Origin of the sequence: Arthrobacter sp. zg-Y1143, from assembly GCF_030125565.1 — a bacterium.
Classification (GTDB): Bacteria; Actinomycetota; Actinomycetes; order Actinomycetales; family Micrococcaceae; genus Arthrobacter_B.
The window spans coordinates 350205-365162 of the sequence record NZ_JASKLW010000005.1 but is presented as its reverse complement, the minus strand read 5'-3'; the positions used below and the strand labels follow the sequence as shown (position 1 = coordinate 365162).

Below are 14958 nucleotides of genomic sequence, written 5' to 3'. Positions count from 1 at the left end.
TCTTCAGGGATTAACTGCCCGGTGTTAGTCTGCCCGCATGGAACCCGCCGCCCGCAAAGACGCAGCAGCAACCGCTGCATCCCCCGCCGGATCCTCCGCAGGTACCGGACCTACGCGGTGGCTCAACGAGGAGGAACAGGCGGCCTGGCAGGCATTCGCGAGTGTCCTGCTGCGCCTTCCGGGTGCACTGGACAGGCAGCTGGAGCGCGACGCAGGCATCAGCCACTTCGAATACGTTGTGCTCTCTGCCCTTTCCGAGGCACCGGACCGCACCCTGCGCATGGGATCCCTGGCCGTCCTTGCCTCGTCCGGGCTGCCCCGGCTGTCCCAAGTTGTCAGCCGCCTGCAGAAGCGGGGCTGGATCACCCGCGCGCCCGACCCGCGGGACGGCCGCTCCACACTGGCGACGCTCACGGACGAAGGCTGGGAAAAGGTAGTAGCCACGGCACCGGGGCATGTGGAGGAAGTACGCTCGCTGGCCTTTGATCCCCTGACCCGCGCGCAGCAGCGGCAGATGGGGGAAATCGGCCGCAGGATCATGGCGGCCGTGGATCCCGGCGACCGCAGCCTTCGCTGAGCCGGCGCGGTTCGGGGAATTCCTGCCGCTTCGCCAGCGCTTAACCGGGTGGAACCAACCAGAAAGCGAAGGACCCCATGGCACTTGAACAGATCGGCAACCAGCGCACCGCCGCTGATCCCCTGCAGCAGAAAGTCATTGACTACGTACGGCGCTACGGCCGGGTGCAGCCGCAGGACGTCGCAGAGGAATTCGATCTTGGCGGCGTTGAAACACTGAACGTGCTCACGTCGCTGGAGGAGATGGGTGCACTTCGGCTGGTGTCCGGCGGAGACGGCGTTTTTGCCGTCCCCACCGGTCAGTCACTGTGTGATCCCTACACGGGTACCTGCAGCATCTAGCCGCGGCCGCCGCCGTTAGAACCGCCTAAAGCATGCTGTTCGGCACCGAGGCGAACGCCTCGGCGTCGTACAGCGCGGCGATCGAGCTCATGTAGCCGGTCCACTGCGCACCGGCCAGGGCGGAACCGTCAACGTACGAGCGGGTCACACCGTTGATCTCCTGGTTGTTCAGCGACGAGTAGGAATTCCAGTTGCCCACCCAGGACGCGGTGGCGATCCCGGTGGTGTAGCCGACCGTCCACGTCTGTTCGGACAAGTCAGTGGTGCCGGTTTTCGCCGCCGCGGGAACTCCGATGGGGTGGATGCTTCCCGGTGAGCCCTTGACCAGGTTCTGCAGGGGCAGCGTGACCGCTGCGGCGACGTCGGCGGAGATGGCCTGCCTGCAGTCCTGTTGGGGAATGTCGTAGGCATTGCCCTGCCGGTCGGTAACCTCGGTGAGGGCAGTCGGCTCGCAGTACTGTCCCCCGGAAGCAAACGTGGCATAGGCCGAAGCCATGGTCAGCGGGGATACTTCCTGCCCGCCGAGCACGAAGGAGGGGCTGGTGACTTCCAGCGGCTCCCCGTCCACGGCGCGGTGGATGCCCATGCTGGTGGCAGTATCGCGGATGTCGCACAGGTCCAGCTGGGCGGCCTGCGCCACGGTGGCGGTGTTGACGGATGAGGTCAGCCCCTGGCTTACGGTCATGGACCGCTCATAGCCCTCGGAAGCGTTCTTGAACTTCCACTCGTCGAACTCGGCACTGCCGCCCAGGCAGCTGGCCTTCCACTTGAAGCCGGCCGGGTAGGACGTGCGGCTGGCGTCGATGGTGTCATTGAGCCCGCGGCCGGACTGCAGCCACTCCGCGGTGGTGAACGGCTTCATGGTGGATCCGGGCTGGAACCCGTACGGCGTGCCGCCCATGTCGGCGTCCACGTTGAAGTTCAGCTGCGTCCGACCCGCGCCCGGCTCGGGGGTGTATTCGGTATTCTGCGCCATGGCCAGGATCTTTCCCGTGCCCGGTTCCACTGACACAAGTGAGGACCCGGCACCGGAAGGATCCCCCACGGGAACCTGGGCCTCAATCTGTTTCTGCGCCTCGGCCTGCAGGCGGGAATCAAGTGTGGTGCGGATGGTCAGCCCGCCGCGGGCCAGAAGCCGTGCCCGCTCCTTCACGCTGGAGCCGAAAGCGTCCGACTGCAGGACGGTCTGTTCCACATAGCTGCAGAAGTACTGGGCGTTCTCCGCGCCGGTGCAGCCGGACGTGACGGTCTGCGGATTCAGGTTCAGCCCCGTCGCCACGGCTTCGTCGTATTCGGCCTGGCTGATCTTCCCGTTTTTCAGCATGGCGGCCAGCACGGTGTCGCGGCGCTCCTGGGTGCCTTCCGGGTTGGTGAAGGGGTTGTACACACTGGGTGACTGCACCATGCCGGCCAGCATGGCCGACTGCGCCGGAGTCAGCTCCGCGGCCGATACACCGAAGAAGCTGCGCGCTGCGGCTTCCACGCCGTAGGTCTGGCCGCTGAAGAGCACAATGTTCAGATAGCCCTCAAGGATCTCTTCCTTCGAGTACTGGTTTTCGACGGCGACGGAGAGTTTTGCTTCGCGCAGCTTGTCGCCCAGGTCCTTGGTGCCGCTCAGCGTCAGGTCGCTGCCGCCCTTGCCTGCTGCAATGTCCCGGCTGATGAGGACGTTGTTGACGTACTGCATGGTCAGGGTCGAAGCGCCCTGTGTATCGCTGCCGCTGGCATTGGAGGCAAAAGCCCGGGCCACGCCCTTAAAGTCGATGCCGTTGTGCTCGAAGAACCGCGCATCCTCGATGGAGACGATCGCGTCCTGCATGTTCTGCGAGATGGCATCGAGCTTCACCGGCACCCGGTTCTCGGCGTAAAACGTGGCCAGCAGCACGCCGTCGGCGCTGTAGATCTTCGATCCTTCGTCCAACGGCCCGGTTTCGAGCTCGTCCGGCAGCTGGTCCAGCACTTCAACGCCCATGTCGGTGCCGGTGGCAGCCACGGCGGCCACGGGAATCAGGGTGGCCGCGGCCAGCACGCCTGCAACCAGGCTTACGAGGAGAAACGCGACCAGCCGACCGGGCATGCTGAGTCGTTCCAGGAAGGAGGTTTTAGGGGCTTGCATCCGGCTAAGTTATCGGGTCATCCTGTGAACGCTTTTGACCCCGGTTGCACCCGCAGGTATAACCCGCGATGTGTGCATCGGCGTCGGACCCCTGCCTATTCCGCGCCGGAACAGGGATCCGGTGAGGGCCGCGGTGCCTGCCGGATGGTTCGCAGCGGCACTGCCGCCTGTGAGGTGCGAGAACAAGATCACACCGAATCCGCCCTTAACGGGCTCCGGCCCGCCGCCGTTGGGCAGCGGGCCGGAGCAGCGGATCCGGAGCGGATCCTGCTACGCGTCGACGACGATCGCGGTGATCGCCGGGGTGCGGTTGTAGAAGCGGCGCATCCAGTTCGCGACGGCGCGCTCGATGACGTCTTCGAGGTCCTCGCCCTTGGGTCCGCGGCGGTTGCCGGACGCAGCATTGGCCAGGGCCTTCTCCACGGCTTCCTCACCCTTGCTCAGGTCCTCGGACTTGATGGTGAAGCCCTTGGTGAAGAACTCGGCCGGCTCGGCGATGGTGCCGGTGTCGGCGTCGACCAGGGCCAGCACCGTCACGGCGCCTTCCTCGGCCAGCTGCATGCGTTCCTTCAGGGTCTCCTCGGTGGTGTGGCCGACGCTGTCGCCGTCCACGAAGACCAGGTCCACCTGGTGCTTACCGGAAATCGTGGCACGGCCGCGGCGCAGGTCAACGGTCATGCCGTTTTCCGCGAGGACCACGTCGCGGGGATCCATTCCGGTCGCCTCTGCGATGGCTCCGTTGGCCTTGAGGTGGCGCCATTCGCCGTGCACCGGCATCACGTTGCGCGGCTTGACGATGTTGTAGCAGTAGGCGAGTTCGCCGGCGCTGGCGTGACCGGAGACGTGCACCTTGGCATTGCCCTTGTGCACTACGTTGGCGCCGATCTTTGTCAGGTTGTTGATGATGCCGTAGATGGCGTTCTCGTTACCCGGGATCAGCGAGCTGGCCATCAGCACGGTGTCGCCCTCGTGGATGCGGATCTGGTGGTCGTTGTTGGCCATGCGGGACAGCGCCGCCATGGGCTCACCCTGGGAACCGGTGCAGATCAGGACGACCTTGTGGTCATCGGTGCGCTGCAGGGACTTGAAGTCCACCAGGATCCCCTTGGGGATGTTCAGGTAGCCCAGTTCCTCGGCGATGGTCATGTTGCGGATCATCGAGCGGCCAACGAAGGCCACCTTGCGGTTGTAGCGCGACGCAGCGTCGATGACCTGCTGGATGCGGTGGATGTGGCTGGCGAAGCTGGAGACGATGATTCGGCGCGGAGCGGTGCGGAACACGGTGTCGATGGCCGGCGCCAGTTCCTTTTCCGAGGCCATGAAGCCGGGAACTTCGGCGTTGGTGGAGTCAGTGAGGAACAGGTCCACGCCTTCCACGCCCAACCGGGCGAAACCGGTCAGGTCGGTGATGCGGCGGTCCAGCGGGAACTGGTCCATCTTGAAGTCACCGGTGTGCAGGGCCAAGCCTGCGGCAGTGCGGATGGCGATGGCCAGGCCGTCGGGGATGGAGTGGTTCACGGCCAGGAATTCCAGGTCGAAGCCGCCGATGGTGCGCCGGTCGCCTTCCTTGACCTGGATCAGCTTGGGCTTGATCCGGTGTTCCTTCAGCTTGGCCTCGATGAAGGCCAGCGTCAGCTTGGAACCGACAATGGGGATGTCCGAACGTTCGCGCAGCAGGTACGGCACGCCGCCAATGTGGTCTTCGTGGCCGTGCGTCAGCACGACGGCGACGACGTCCTGCAGGCGGTCGCGGATGGCGGTGAAGTCGGGCAGGATCAGGTTGACGCCGGGGTGTTCTTCCTCAGGGAAGAGCACGCCGCAGTCAACAATCAGGAGCTTGCCGTCGAATTCGAAAACGGTCATGTTCCTGCCGATTTCGCCGAGGCCGCCCAGGTTCATCACTCGCATGGTTCCCTTGGCGAGTTCCCGGGGGGCTTTGAGGACGGCAGGTGTTCTATTCACGGATGTAGTTCTTTCGTCGGGGATCAAATTGCAGGGTGGAACGGCAGCCGTACGGCGGCATTCCGGAAGTCTGTGGTGCGGCCAGAACAGGGCCGGCAGCTGTTGTGCTTAATTCATTCTATTGATTTTTCCGGCGCGCCGGGGACACCGGGCACACACGGAGAGTCCCGGGACGGTTTCGGGGAGGTGGCGTTGCGGGTTCTAGCCGCGCTGCAGCGCGATTTTCTGTATGCGGCTGATCCCGGTGCTCTGCCCGCAGTTGGAGCATGTGAAGGCATAGCGGCGGCTGGTGGTGAGGACCGGGATGAAGAACAGCGTGAGCCGGTTGGCGCGCTCCTCCACCTGCTGCGGCGCATAGGCGCCGCAGTATTGACAGGTGGCCGGCCGGGAGAACAGGGCGCGGGCAACGGTCTTGAATCCAAGGATAAAAAGCATGCGTTCCTAACAGGTCCCCCGCCGCAGCCGTTCACGCATGCTGCGGGAGTCTCCGGCGAAATAGTCGGGTTCCTCCATTTGCTTCCACTCTACGGACCGGGCCGGCCGGCCGCACGGGGACACGCGGTAATTACTAAGGTTGCTTACCAACCGCGGTGGGGTTATGTTCGCTGCCATGGAAGCCCGCCCCGTGCTGGACGCTGAGTACATCCTGCCGCTGAAATGGAGCACTGACGACGGACTGGACGAGCTGTGCGGGTATCTGGCAGAGCTGGCCGCGCAGCTGCCGGTCCTGGTGGTGGACGGCTCGGACGTCGAGCACTTTGCCTCGCACGCCCGCGCCTTTCCGCCGATAGTGCGGCATTGCCGGCCCAAGCATCCGGAATGCTGCAACGGGAAGGTGGACGGGGTCCTGACGGGTTTGGACCTCACGCAGGCCGCCAACCTGGTCATTGCCGACGACGACGTCCGCTTTACTCCGGCAGGACTGTCCCGGATCCTCGAACTGCTGGAGGGGGCCGACGTCGTCCGCCCGCAGAACCACTTCCCGCCCCCGCTGCCGTGGCACGCGAAATGGGACACCGGCCGGACACTGCTGAACCGGGCCTTCGGGTCGGACTATCCCGGGACCATGGCGGTGCGGGCCGGGACTCTCCGGCGGGCGGGCGGCTACAGCGGCGGTGTTTTGTTCGAGAACCTCGAGCTGCTGCGGACGGTGCGGGCCGCGGGCGGTGTGGAAGTACGGGCCGATGACCTCTTTGTGGCCAGGCTCCCCTGCTCCACCCGGCACTTCCTGCGGCAGCGCGTCCGGCAGGCCTACGACGGTTTGGCCCAGCCCGTGCGGTTCGCCGCAGAGCTGGCGCTCCTTCCGGTGCTGGCATGGTGCCTGCGCCGGCCGGTACGGCTGCTGCCCTTTGGCGCAGCGGCCGTGGCAGCGGCGGAATACGGGCGGCGGCGCGACGGCGGCACGCACGTGTTCGGGCCGACGGCGGCACTGTGGGCGCCCGCCTGGGTTGCTGAGCGGGCTGTGTGCGTGTGGCTTGCGGCGGCCCGGCGGCTGTGCGGGGGAATCCCGTATTCCGGCACCCGGCTCAAGACCGCAGCCCACTCCGTCCGGCAGCTGCGGCGGGGCATGGGGAAATAAGTGCGTGCCGTACCTTAGTCGGATGGGGAATCAGCAGGGCCAGCACCGCAGCGGTTGGGTAGCCGTACCGCACGCCCGGATCTACTGGGAAGCGAGCGGCAATCCGGCCGGCATCCCGGTCCTGTACCTGCACGGCGGTCCCGGCAGTTCGCTTGGGTCCGGCGGTTACCGAAGGCGGCACGATCCGTCCCGTTTTTTCACCGTCGGCATAGACCAGCGCGGATGCGGCCGCAGCACCCCCGTCGTCCAAGACGACTTGGCGCACCTGCACCTGAACACCACCCAGCAGTTGATCGAGGACATCGAAGCCGTGCGGGCCGAGCTGGGGTTCCCTGCATGGATCGTGACCGGACTATCCTGGGGCAGCACCCTGGCCATGGCATATGCCCTCCGGCATCCGGACCGGGTGCTGGGCCTTGCCATGGCCGCGGTGACCACCACCAGCCGTGCCGAAATCGACTGGATCACCGGCGGCGTCGGACGTTTCTGCCCGAAGGCCCTGGAGGAGTTCATCAGGGATGCCCGCGCCCTGCCGCATGAGCGGACAGTGGAGGCCTATGCCCGCCGCCTGGCAGGTCCGGACCGTACGGACGCCCTCGCTGCGGCGCTAGCTTGGGACCGGTGGGAATCCGCCGTCGCAGCTCTGGAAACAGCGGGGCCGGCCGGTTCCAAAACATCCGCTGCTCCCCGGTTCGACGGCGAGCGCAGCTTGGTGAGTTTCGCCCTCCTGGTGACCCGGTACTGGGCGCAGGACGGGTTCCTCCCGGGCGCCGAGGCGATTCTGCCGCGGATCTATGAGCTCAACGGCATACCTGCTCGGCTGATCCATGGTCGGAAGGATGTCGGCAGCCCGGTGGACACCGCCTGCAAGCTGCACCGGCTTTGGCCCTCCAGCCGACTGACGGTGATAGACGGGGAAGGCCACGTTGGACCGAAGGGTTTGGCGGCGCTCGCAGGGGCTGTGGAGGAGATGTCCGCAGAGCTAGGCAGCCGCGGTCGTTCATGGCGAATCTAGGCCAGCAATTTCTATCCCGGAAACCGGGTAGCAGGTCAGGTATTTTTCCTCTCGCATTCGAATCCAGGGACAAATAGACTCGAACACATGTTCGAAGATTCTGCACCTCTTCCTCATCTCCGGGAGGCTTCCACCCCACCTTCCAAGACGCCTCCTGCGGTAGCCGTCGAGGTTACCGCCGAGCTCGTGGGCGGGTGGGTGGCTTCCCTCGGCGGGGGTACTGACCGCGCTGCCGGGGATATTGAACTCATCGACCGCATCCGTGCCCTCGAGGAACTAAAAGCTGCTGCAGCGGCGGCCCAGGCGCGTGCCGCCGCTGCGTTTGACGCGTTGCACCGGCAGAAGCAGGAGTTGTCCGGCCTGCCGCGGGAACAGTTGGGCAAGGGTATCGCCGGCCAAATAGCGCTGGCCCGCAGGGAATCTGCCAACCGGGGCGGCAGGCTCTTGGGTTTCGCGAAAGCGCTCACCGCCGAGATGCCCTGCACCTTGGACGCTTTGAGCCGCGGACTGATCAGTGAATGGCGCGCCACCTTGCTCGTACGTGAGACTGCGTGTCTCAGCGTTGCGGACCGGCGCACCGTGGACCGCGAGGTCGCCGGGGATCCAAAGGTACTGGAGACCCTCGGGGACCGGCAGATCATCGCCCGGGCAAAGGCTGCCGGCTACCGGCTGGATCCGCAGACTTCGGTAAACCGGGCCGCCAAGGCCGCTTCGGAACGCTTCGTCTCGTGCCGTCCTGCCCCGGACACCATGACTTACCTGACTGGACTGTTGCCGGTCAGCCAGGGCGTGGGCGTTTATGCCGCCCTGTCACGCGAGGCGGACCGGCTGCGGGCTTCCGGTGACAGCCGCGGACGCGGGCAAATCATGGCGGACACCTTGGTTGAACGCATTACGGGGCACGCCGATGCCGGCCGAATGGGGGTAGAGGTCCAGTTGGTCATGACGGACCGAACGCTGCTTGCCGGCGAGTCCGAACCGGCACTTGTGCCCGGGTACGGTCCGGTTCCGGCCCAGTGGGCAAGGGACCTGGTCCGCCAGCAAGGCGGCGGACGTACCGGGGACGGGGGCAACCGCGCCAGACGGGCGCGCAGACGCCCAGGCGGAAAGCACTTCGGCCAGGCGGGCGGACAAGACTGCCCGGAGGTGGATTCGCCGGTTGTACACAGCCCCGAAAACCGGCGAGCTGGTAGCAATGGATTCCCGCGCGCGGCTGTTTCCGGCTTCCCTGGCCCGCTTCATAGCCGCTCGGGACCAGACCTGCCGTATGCCTTGGTGCGGCGCACCCATTCGGCACATTGACCATGTGCGGCCGCACCGCGACGGCGGACCCACTACCGGGGACAACGGACAGGGCCTGTGCGAAGCATGCAACCATGCAAAGGAAGCACCGGGCTGGTCGGCACGGACGGTGCTGCTGCCGGACAAGCCCGGGCACACTCTGCACACCGTGGAAACGCACACCGTGGAAACCCGCACACCCACCGGCCACACCCACTGCTCTGCTGCTCCGCCCCTGCCCGGCGCCCCGCCAGGACCGGGAACGCGATTGCCGGCGCCGCTGCCCGATGTCGGCCGGACTGGTGATGAACTATCCGTGGCCGAGTCAGCGCTCGCCTATGCGCTCCGGGCTGCGTAGCCAAGCCGTCCCGGTAGGCTTTGAGCATGGCCAGATACTTTGACGTCCACCCCGAGAATCCGCAGCCGCGGTCCATCAACCAGATCGTGGAGATGCTCCGCTCCGGCGGACTCATCGCCTACCCCACCGACTCCTGCTACGCCCTGGGCGTCCAGCTGGGAAACAGGGAGGGCCTGGAACGTATCCGTCAGATCCGGCAGCTGGACGACAAACATCACTTCACCCTGGTGTGCCGGGACTTCGCCCAGCTGGGGCAGTTCGTCCAGCTGGACAACTCGGTGTTCCGCAGCGTCAAGGCCGCCACCCCCGGCAGCTATACGTTCATCCTTCCGGCAGTCAAGGAAGTTCCCCGGTGGCTGTCGCACCCCAAAAAGCGCACCGTAGGCGTGCGCATCCCGGACAACGCCGTGGTCCAGTCCCTGCTGGATGCCTTGGGCGAACCCCTGCTTTCCAGCACGCTGCTGCTGCCCGGTGACGAAGAACCGATGACGCAGGGCTGGGAGATCAAGGAACGGCTGGACCACCAGGTGGATGCCGTGATCGACTCCGGCTTCTGCGGCCCGGACCTGACCACGGTGGTGGACTTCTCCAGCGGCGCTCCCGAGGTGGTCCGCCGCGGCACCGGAGATCCTGCCCCCTTCGAGTAGGCTGCCCGCGAATACCCCTGCCTTCTGTTGACACCTTGTCTGCCGGTGCAGAGTGTGGCTCCCGTCAGGGGGACCAAGGCAAGTCACTCGCAGGGGAATCCACATGAATAAGACGGCTTCGGCATTATCCACCGCGGTACTAAGCGTCTGCGTCCTGGCAGGATGCGGCATGGGGGGCATACCGGCTACGGGCGGAACGGCAAATCCCACCGGCTCCCCCGGACCCAGCGGCACAGCCACCGGATCGCCGACTCCAACATCCAGTCCAACCGCCAGCGAAACCTCCAGCCCGACGGCGAGCCCAACTCCCAGCCCTACCGGCGGCAACGGGGACAACGACGAATCGGTGAACGTCATCCTGATGGTCGGCGACGGCATGGGCGCCAGCCAGCGAGACGCCATCCGGCTGGCCTCCGTGGGGCTCACCGGCGAACTCACCATGGACACCCTCCCGGAGGTGGGACGTGTCCACACCAACTCCGCTGATGAAGAAACATTCGTCACCGATTCAGCCGCAGCAGCCACCTCCATGTCCACCGGCGTCAAGACGTACAACGGGGCCATCGGCACGGACCTTAACCGCCAGCCGGTAACCACTGCACTGGAGATCGCCGAAGGGTTGGGGAAGTCCTCGGGCCTGGTCACCACAAGCCAGGTTACGGACGCCACCCCGGCGGCGTTTGGCTCTCATGTGCTGGACCGGGATGAGCAGAGCGCCATCGCCGCCCAGTTCCTTCGCAGCTCCCACCCCGAAGTCATCCTGGGGGGCGGAGAAGACCACTGGTACCCGGCAGGTGACCCGGGCCGGTTCCCCGACAACCCGCCGGAGGACGAGTCCGAGGAAAGCGCCGGAACCGAGGGCAACCTCGTCGAAGAGGCCCAGAACCAGGGCTACGAGTACGTCTCGGACAGGGCCGGACTGCAGGCCGCCGACGGCGGAAAGATCCTGGGGCTGTTCGCCAACGAGGAGATGTTCCAGTACGGCGACGACGTTGAGGCACAGTACGAACCCGTAGTACCGCTGACGGAAATGACGCAGAAAGCCCTGGACGTGCTGGACGGCACAGAAGGCGACAACGGATTCTTCCTGATGGTCGAGGAGGAGGGCATTGACGCCTTCAGCCATGTGAACAACGGAGCCCTCACCATCGAATCGGGCATCCAGTTCGACCGGTCCGTGGCGCTGGCCAAGGAGTTCGCCGAGCAGGACGGCAATACCCTGCTCATCACGGTTGGGGACCACGAGACCGGCGGCATGGCAATTGAGCCGCTCAATGACGAGACCAACCCGGACAGCCCGGTGCAGGAAGAACCCTTCAGCGTCGCAGGTTCGGACAAGCAGTACCGGATCGACTGGACCACCGGCGGCCACACCGGCGAGGACGTGCCGCTGACGGCCATGGGTCCGGGCGCGGAAATGCTGTCCGGCGTCTATGAGAACACCCGGATCTTCGACGTGATGACTGAGGTCATGCGTTCCGGCACGGAGCAGGACTTTGACCTGCAGTCGCACCGCGGCGGCCGAGGGGAAAACACCGAGGAATCGCTGGCCGCCTTCGCCCATTCATTGAAACTCGGTGTGAGCACCCTGGAACTGGACACGCACCTGACCGAGGACGGCCGGATCATCGTCTGGCATGACGACCTCATCCAGCCCGAGAAATGCATCGACACGGGTGCCGCCAGTGCCGGGGACCCCGAGTTCCCCTACGTGGGTGACCGGGTGGCGGAACTGAGCTGGGCCCAGGTGCAGACCTTGGACTGCGGCTACCAGCAGCTGCCGGGGTTCCCCGAACAGGACGTGGTGGAGGGCAACCGCATCGCCGAACTCAGTGACGTCTACGACCTGGCCGACCAGTACCGTGCCGACACGGTCCGGTTCAATGTGGAGACCAAGGTCGAAGAGGGAATGGCGGGAGGACCGGCCAGCGTCGCGCTGACCGAGGCCGTCGTGGCCGAAGTCCGGGAGGCGGGCAAGTCCGCCCGGACCACCATCCAGTCCTTCGACTGGTCCACCCTGAATATCGTGGCCCAAACCGCCCCCGACCTGACGCTGGTGGCCCTGGCCGGTACGGCGGAGGAGCTGGGGGTCGGCCAGCCCGGTACGGCACCCCAGCTGGGCGGGATCGACATTGACGACTTTGGCGGTTCAGTTCCGCGGGCCGCTGCGGCCCAGGGGTACGACGTCGTCTCCCCCATCGCCACTACCGTCACCCCCGAGATGATCGCCGACGCCCACGAAATGGGGCTGACCGTCATCCCGTGGACGGTCAACGAAACGGCTGACATGAATGCGCTGATGGATCTGGGCGTGGACGGCCTCATCACCGATTACCCCACCCGGTTGCGTGAGGTGATGGCTGAACGGGGACTGGAGCTGCCCGTTCCCTACTACCTCAGCTGAGTAATCCCGCCGGCCATCCCGGTGCGGGTGCCTTTTCCGGGCACCGGCGCCGGGATGGCATGCTGGTGGGATGCCCGGTCGCTACAATCTGCCCTCCTGCTGGCTGCTCCCTGCCGGTCCGGAAGAGATTTGGGCGTTGGTCGCCGGGAGCGACATGAGCTGGCCGCGCTGGTGGCCGGGATGCACACTCGAGGAGCTGACAACCGCCCCGGAAGCCGATACGGGCACCGACGACGCCCGCCTGCTGGCAACCACCGCGGCACTGCAGTTCAGGGCGGCCCTGGGCTACCGGCTGAGCATCTCGATCCGGCCCACGCGCGCGGACTTCCCCCGCCTCATAGAGTTCGACGCCGGCGGCGACCTGGTCGGCACCGGCCGGATCCGTCTCTCCCCCGACCCCCGGGTTCCGCAGCGGACCCGCATGCTGATCGACTGGCAGGTCACGCCCACGCGTCCCTGGATGCGGCTGCTCACCCCGGTGGCACGGCCCGTCTTCACCGCCGCCCACAGCATGCTGATGCACCGCGGCGAACAGGGACTGCGCCGGGAACTGCGCCGGAATCAAGCCACCCGCCAGGGCCGCCCGAACAGTGTCCGCACCCCGGTGGAGAAATGCACGGTGTCCGGCGGTCCGGATACCGGCAGCCCGGCAGCAGGCACCAGCTCGTCGTAGAAATGGGTCAGCCGGGCCGGATGCAGCGGCCAGGGCCGGTGCGAAATGGGAATGAATACGGTTCGCCCGGCAAACGCGGAATGCAGCCCGAAGCGGGCGCTGAGCCACAGGGACAGCTCGTCATCGGCCTGGTTGGCATAGTCGGGTACCGCCGTGAAGGAGGACCGTGCCTGCCTGCGGAACCGCTCGACGTCGTACCCCCAGGACCAGCCCGAGCGTGTGGGCCGGCAGCGGGACCAGACATAGGGGATGCGCAGCGCGCGGGCCGCCAGCACCGGCGCCAGGCGTGAGGCGTCCAGGCTCAGGAACAGCACCCCGCGGCTGCCGTCCTGCCCGCGGGAATACAGGCGGACGTTGATTTCCGTGAATGAACCGAACCATGGCACCCGGACACCGCACAGCCGTGTCTCCGGAGCCCGGAAGCCGATGAGGCCCACGTAGCTGGACCCGCGGTATACATCGGGCTCCACGCCCGGCGGCATATATGGGGCTGCAGCGGCCGGGTCGATCCGCCAGTGCAGGAACACCGTACTGGCCCAGCGCTGGGCCATCAGCACGGGCGGGGCCACCCTCGGTCCGGCGGGCCAGGGATCCTCCGTGCCGTGCACGCGCGCATCCATCCCGCCAAGGTAGCAACGGCGGCCTGCCGCTGCCAGAGCGGCTGGTGGAGACGGGCTTAGACCGGGGTGTCCGGCGCCTGCCGGCCGTCGCCGAAGCGCTCTTCCGCCACCCGCTCGCGCAGGCGGTCCAGCCGGTTCATGACCGGGGCGGCGGTGACGCCGTGCAGGACAATCGAGGAGGCCACCACCAGGCCGATCATCCCCCACAGCTGCTCGCCGCCGGGAAAGTTCCCCTTGCCCAGGGCATAGCCCAGGTAGTACAGCGAGCCGATGCCGCGGACGCCGAAGAAGGCAATGGCCAGCCGTTCACGGCGCCCGGGCCGGCCGCCAAGCAGGCTGATCCAGCCCGCCAGCGGCCGTACCAGCAGCAGGAAGGCCGCGGCCACGGCTATTTCGCGCCAGCCGATGCCGGCCAGCAGCCCCCGGGCAATGGCCCCTCCCAGCAGCACCAGGATCACTACTGTGAGCAGCCGCTCCAGCTGCTCGACGTAGCTGTGGAGCACCCGGTGGTAGCCGTGCGTGCGTTCGGCGGCACGGATGGTGACGGCGCATACAAACACGGCAACAAACCCGTAGCCGTCCAGCATCTCGGTGATGCCGTAGGCCAGGAAGGTGGAGGCCAGGGCGACGAAGCCTTCGGAGTGGTTGGACAGCCGGATGCTCTCAAGCCGGGCGGAGAAGAAAATCCGGCTGAGTCCCTTGCCGGTGGCGAAGCCCAGGAGCACGCCCATCCCAATCCGCCAGAGGACATCAACGGCAAGCCAGTGCGGCAGCCATGCCGACGGCGCGGTGCCCACCACGCTCAGGGCAATCGCCAGGTACACAAAGGGGAACGCCAGTCCGTCATTCAGCCCGGCCTCTGACGTCAGCCCGAAGCGGACTTCGTCCTCTGCTTCCCCTTCGGCGTCTTCTTCCTCGTCATCGGCCGGCTCCCCCACCTGCACCTCGGAGGCGAGCACCGGGTCGGTGGGCGCCAGGGCGGCGGCCACCAGCACTGCGGCAGCCAGTCCGACGCCGAGCAGCCACAGGTTCAGCAGGGTCAGTCCCAGCAGGGTCAGCGGCATGGCAAGGCCGAGCATCCGCCAGGTGGTGGACCAGCGCCGCCACCCGACGGGCCGGTCCAGGGCGAGCCCGGCGCCCATCAGCGAGATGATGACGCATACTTCGGTCAGGTGCGTGGTGACGTCGGCGTACCGGACCGGGTCCGGATCCGGCAGGTTCCGGAGCACGGTAAAGGCCAGGATGCCGGCGCCCAGGAACACCATGGGCATCGACACGGGTATGTCGCGCAGGATTTTGGGCAGCACGGCGGCCATGAACACCGCCAATCCGGCGGCGAAAAAGACGAGGCTGGGTCCGTCGAACACCGCCTGAACATTACCGCG

General features: G+C 66.5%; 14 protein-coding genes. 9 read left to right on the top strand and 5 right to left on the bottom strand.

What is annotated here, in order from left to right; genetic code table 11:
• Positions 1–37 precede the first annotated feature (37 nt).
• Together QNN98_RS08290 and QNN98_RS08285 are read left to right on the top strand one after the other, a co-directional pair.
• Positions 38–577, top strand: a complete 540-nt coding sequence (locus QNN98_RS08290) for a MarR family winged helix-turn-helix transcriptional regulator (RefSeq protein WP_283996781.1) — start codon at positions 38–40, stop codon at positions 575–577.
• 77 nt (positions 578–654) lie between these two features.
• The gene (locus tag QNN98_RS08285) at positions 655–918 is read left to right on the top strand and encodes a helix-turn-helix domain-containing protein (protein WP_227911211.1); all 264 of its coding nucleotides are present in this window, start codon (positions 655–657) and stop codon (positions 916–918) included.
• Between the two features lie 25 nt (positions 919–943).
• On the opposite strand, the gene QNN98_RS08280 is transcribed toward QNN98_RS08285, so the two are convergent.
• The 3 genes from QNN98_RS08280 to QNN98_RS08270 form a co-directional block, all read right to left on the bottom strand.
• Positions 944–3034, bottom strand: coding sequence for a transglycosylase domain-containing protein (locus QNN98_RS08280; RefSeq protein WP_283996780.1), 2091 nt, complete (start codon positions 3032–3034; stop codon positions 944–946).
• Between the two features lie 270 nt (positions 3035–3304).
• Positions 3305–4942, bottom strand: a complete 1638-nt coding sequence (locus QNN98_RS08275; RefSeq protein WP_227911288.1) for a ribonuclease J — start codon at positions 4940–4942, stop codon at positions 3305–3307.
• Positions 4943–5197: 255 nt separating this feature from the next.
• Positions 5198–5431, bottom strand: a complete 234-nt coding sequence (locus QNN98_RS08270; RefSeq protein WP_283996779.1) for a zinc-ribbon domain-containing protein — start codon at positions 5429–5431, stop codon at positions 5198–5200.
• 175 nt (positions 5432–5606) lie between these two features.
• Here QNN98_RS08270 and QNN98_RS08265 point away from each other — a divergent pair, with 175 nt between their 5' ends.
• From QNN98_RS08265 to QNN98_RS08240, 7 genes are all read left to right on the top strand, one after another.
• Entirely contained in the window at positions 5607–6575 is a 969-nt protein-coding gene (locus QNN98_RS08265; RefSeq protein ID WP_283996777.1) for a glycosyltransferase family 2 protein, read from the top strand.
• A gap of 22 nt (positions 6576–6597) precedes the next feature.
• Positions 6598–7590, top strand: a complete 993-nt coding sequence (locus QNN98_RS08260; RefSeq protein ID WP_283996775.1) for an alpha/beta fold hydrolase — start codon at positions 6598–6600, stop codon at positions 7588–7590.
• Between the two features lie 87 nt (positions 7591–7677).
• Entirely contained in the window at positions 7678–8892 is a 1215-nt protein-coding gene (locus tag QNN98_RS08255) for a DUF222 domain-containing protein (protein WP_502864649.1), read from the top strand.
• Positions 8893–8896: 4 nt separating this feature from the next.
• Positions 8897–9229, top strand: coding sequence for a hypothetical protein (locus tag QNN98_RS16520; RefSeq protein ID WP_442860321.1), 333 nt, complete (start codon positions 8897–8899; stop codon positions 9227–9229).
• Positions 9230–9255: 26 nt separating this feature from the next.
• Positions 9256–9876 (top strand): L-threonylcarbamoyladenylate synthase, encoded by a 621-nt coding sequence (locus QNN98_RS08250; protein ID WP_227926387.1) that lies wholly within the window; start codon positions 9256–9258, stop codon positions 9874–9876.
• Positions 9877–10045: 169 nt separating this feature from the next.
• Positions 10046–12280, top strand: coding sequence for an alkaline phosphatase (locus QNN98_RS08245; protein WP_283996774.1), 2235 nt, complete (start codon positions 10046–10048; stop codon positions 12278–12280).
• A gap of 70 nt (positions 12281–12350) precedes the next feature.
• A complete protein-coding gene (locus QNN98_RS08240) occupies positions 12351–12953 on the top strand; it encodes an SRPBCC family protein (protein WP_283996773.1) in 603 nt (200 codons plus the stop codon).
• Here the strand turns inward: QNN98_RS08240 and QNN98_RS08235 are convergent.
• Positions 12842–13573 (bottom strand): YqjF family protein, encoded by a 732-nt coding sequence (locus tag QNN98_RS08235; RefSeq protein ID WP_283996772.1) that lies wholly within the window; start codon positions 13571–13573, stop codon positions 12842–12844. The genes QNN98_RS08240 and QNN98_RS08235 overlap by 112 nt on opposite strands.
• Before the next feature lie 56 nt (positions 13574–13629).
• Complete coding sequence (locus tag QNN98_RS08230; protein WP_283996771.1) at positions 13630–14940, bottom strand: cation:proton antiporter; 1311 nt, start codon at positions 14938–14940, stop codon at positions 13630–13632.
• Between the last annotated feature and the right edge of the window lie 18 nt (positions 14941–14958).

Coding starts and splice junctions, on each gene's coding strand:
- QNN98_RS08280 (WP_283996780.1), bottom strand. CDS start 3,034: ATGCAAGCCCCTAAAACCTCCTTCCTGGAACGACTCAGCATGCCCGGT.
- QNN98_RS08285 (WP_227911211.1), top strand. CDS start 655: ATGGCACTTGAACAGATCGGCAACCAGCGCACCGCCGCTGATCCCCTG.
- QNN98_RS08270 (WP_283996779.1), bottom strand. CDS start 5,431: ATGCTTTTTATCCTTGGATTCAAGACCGTTGCCCGCGCCCTGTTCTCC.
- QNN98_RS08255 (WP_502864649.1), top strand. CDS start 7,678: ATGTTCGAAGATTCTGCACCTCTTCCTCATCTCCGGGAGGCTTCCACC.
- QNN98_RS08290 (WP_283996781.1), top strand. CDS start 38: ATGGAACCCGCCGCCCGCAAAGACGCAGCAGCAACCGCTGCATCCCCC.
- QNN98_RS08240 (WP_283996773.1), top strand. CDS start 12,351: ATGCCCGGTCGCTACAATCTGCCCTCCTGCTGGCTGCTCCCTGCCGGT.
- QNN98_RS08265 (WP_283996777.1), top strand. CDS start 5,607: ATGGAAGCCCGCCCCGTGCTGGACGCTGAGTACATCCTGCCGCTGAAA.
- QNN98_RS08245 (WP_283996774.1), top strand. CDS start 10,046: ATGGGGGGCATACCGGCTACGGGCGGAACGGCAAATCCCACCGGCTCC.
- QNN98_RS08235 (WP_283996772.1), bottom strand. CDS start 13,573: ATGGATGCGCGCGTGCACGGCACGGAGGATCCCTGGCCCGCCGGACCG.
- QNN98_RS08250 (WP_227926387.1), top strand. CDS start 9,256: ATGGCCAGATACTTTGACGTCCACCCCGAGAATCCGCAGCCGCGGTCC.
- QNN98_RS08275 (WP_227911288.1), bottom strand. CDS start 4,942: ATGCGAGTGATGAACCTGGGCGGCCTCGGCGAAATCGGCAGGAACATG.
- QNN98_RS08260 (WP_283996775.1), top strand. CDS start 6,598: ATGGGGAATCAGCAGGGCCAGCACCGCAGCGGTTGGGTAGCCGTACCG.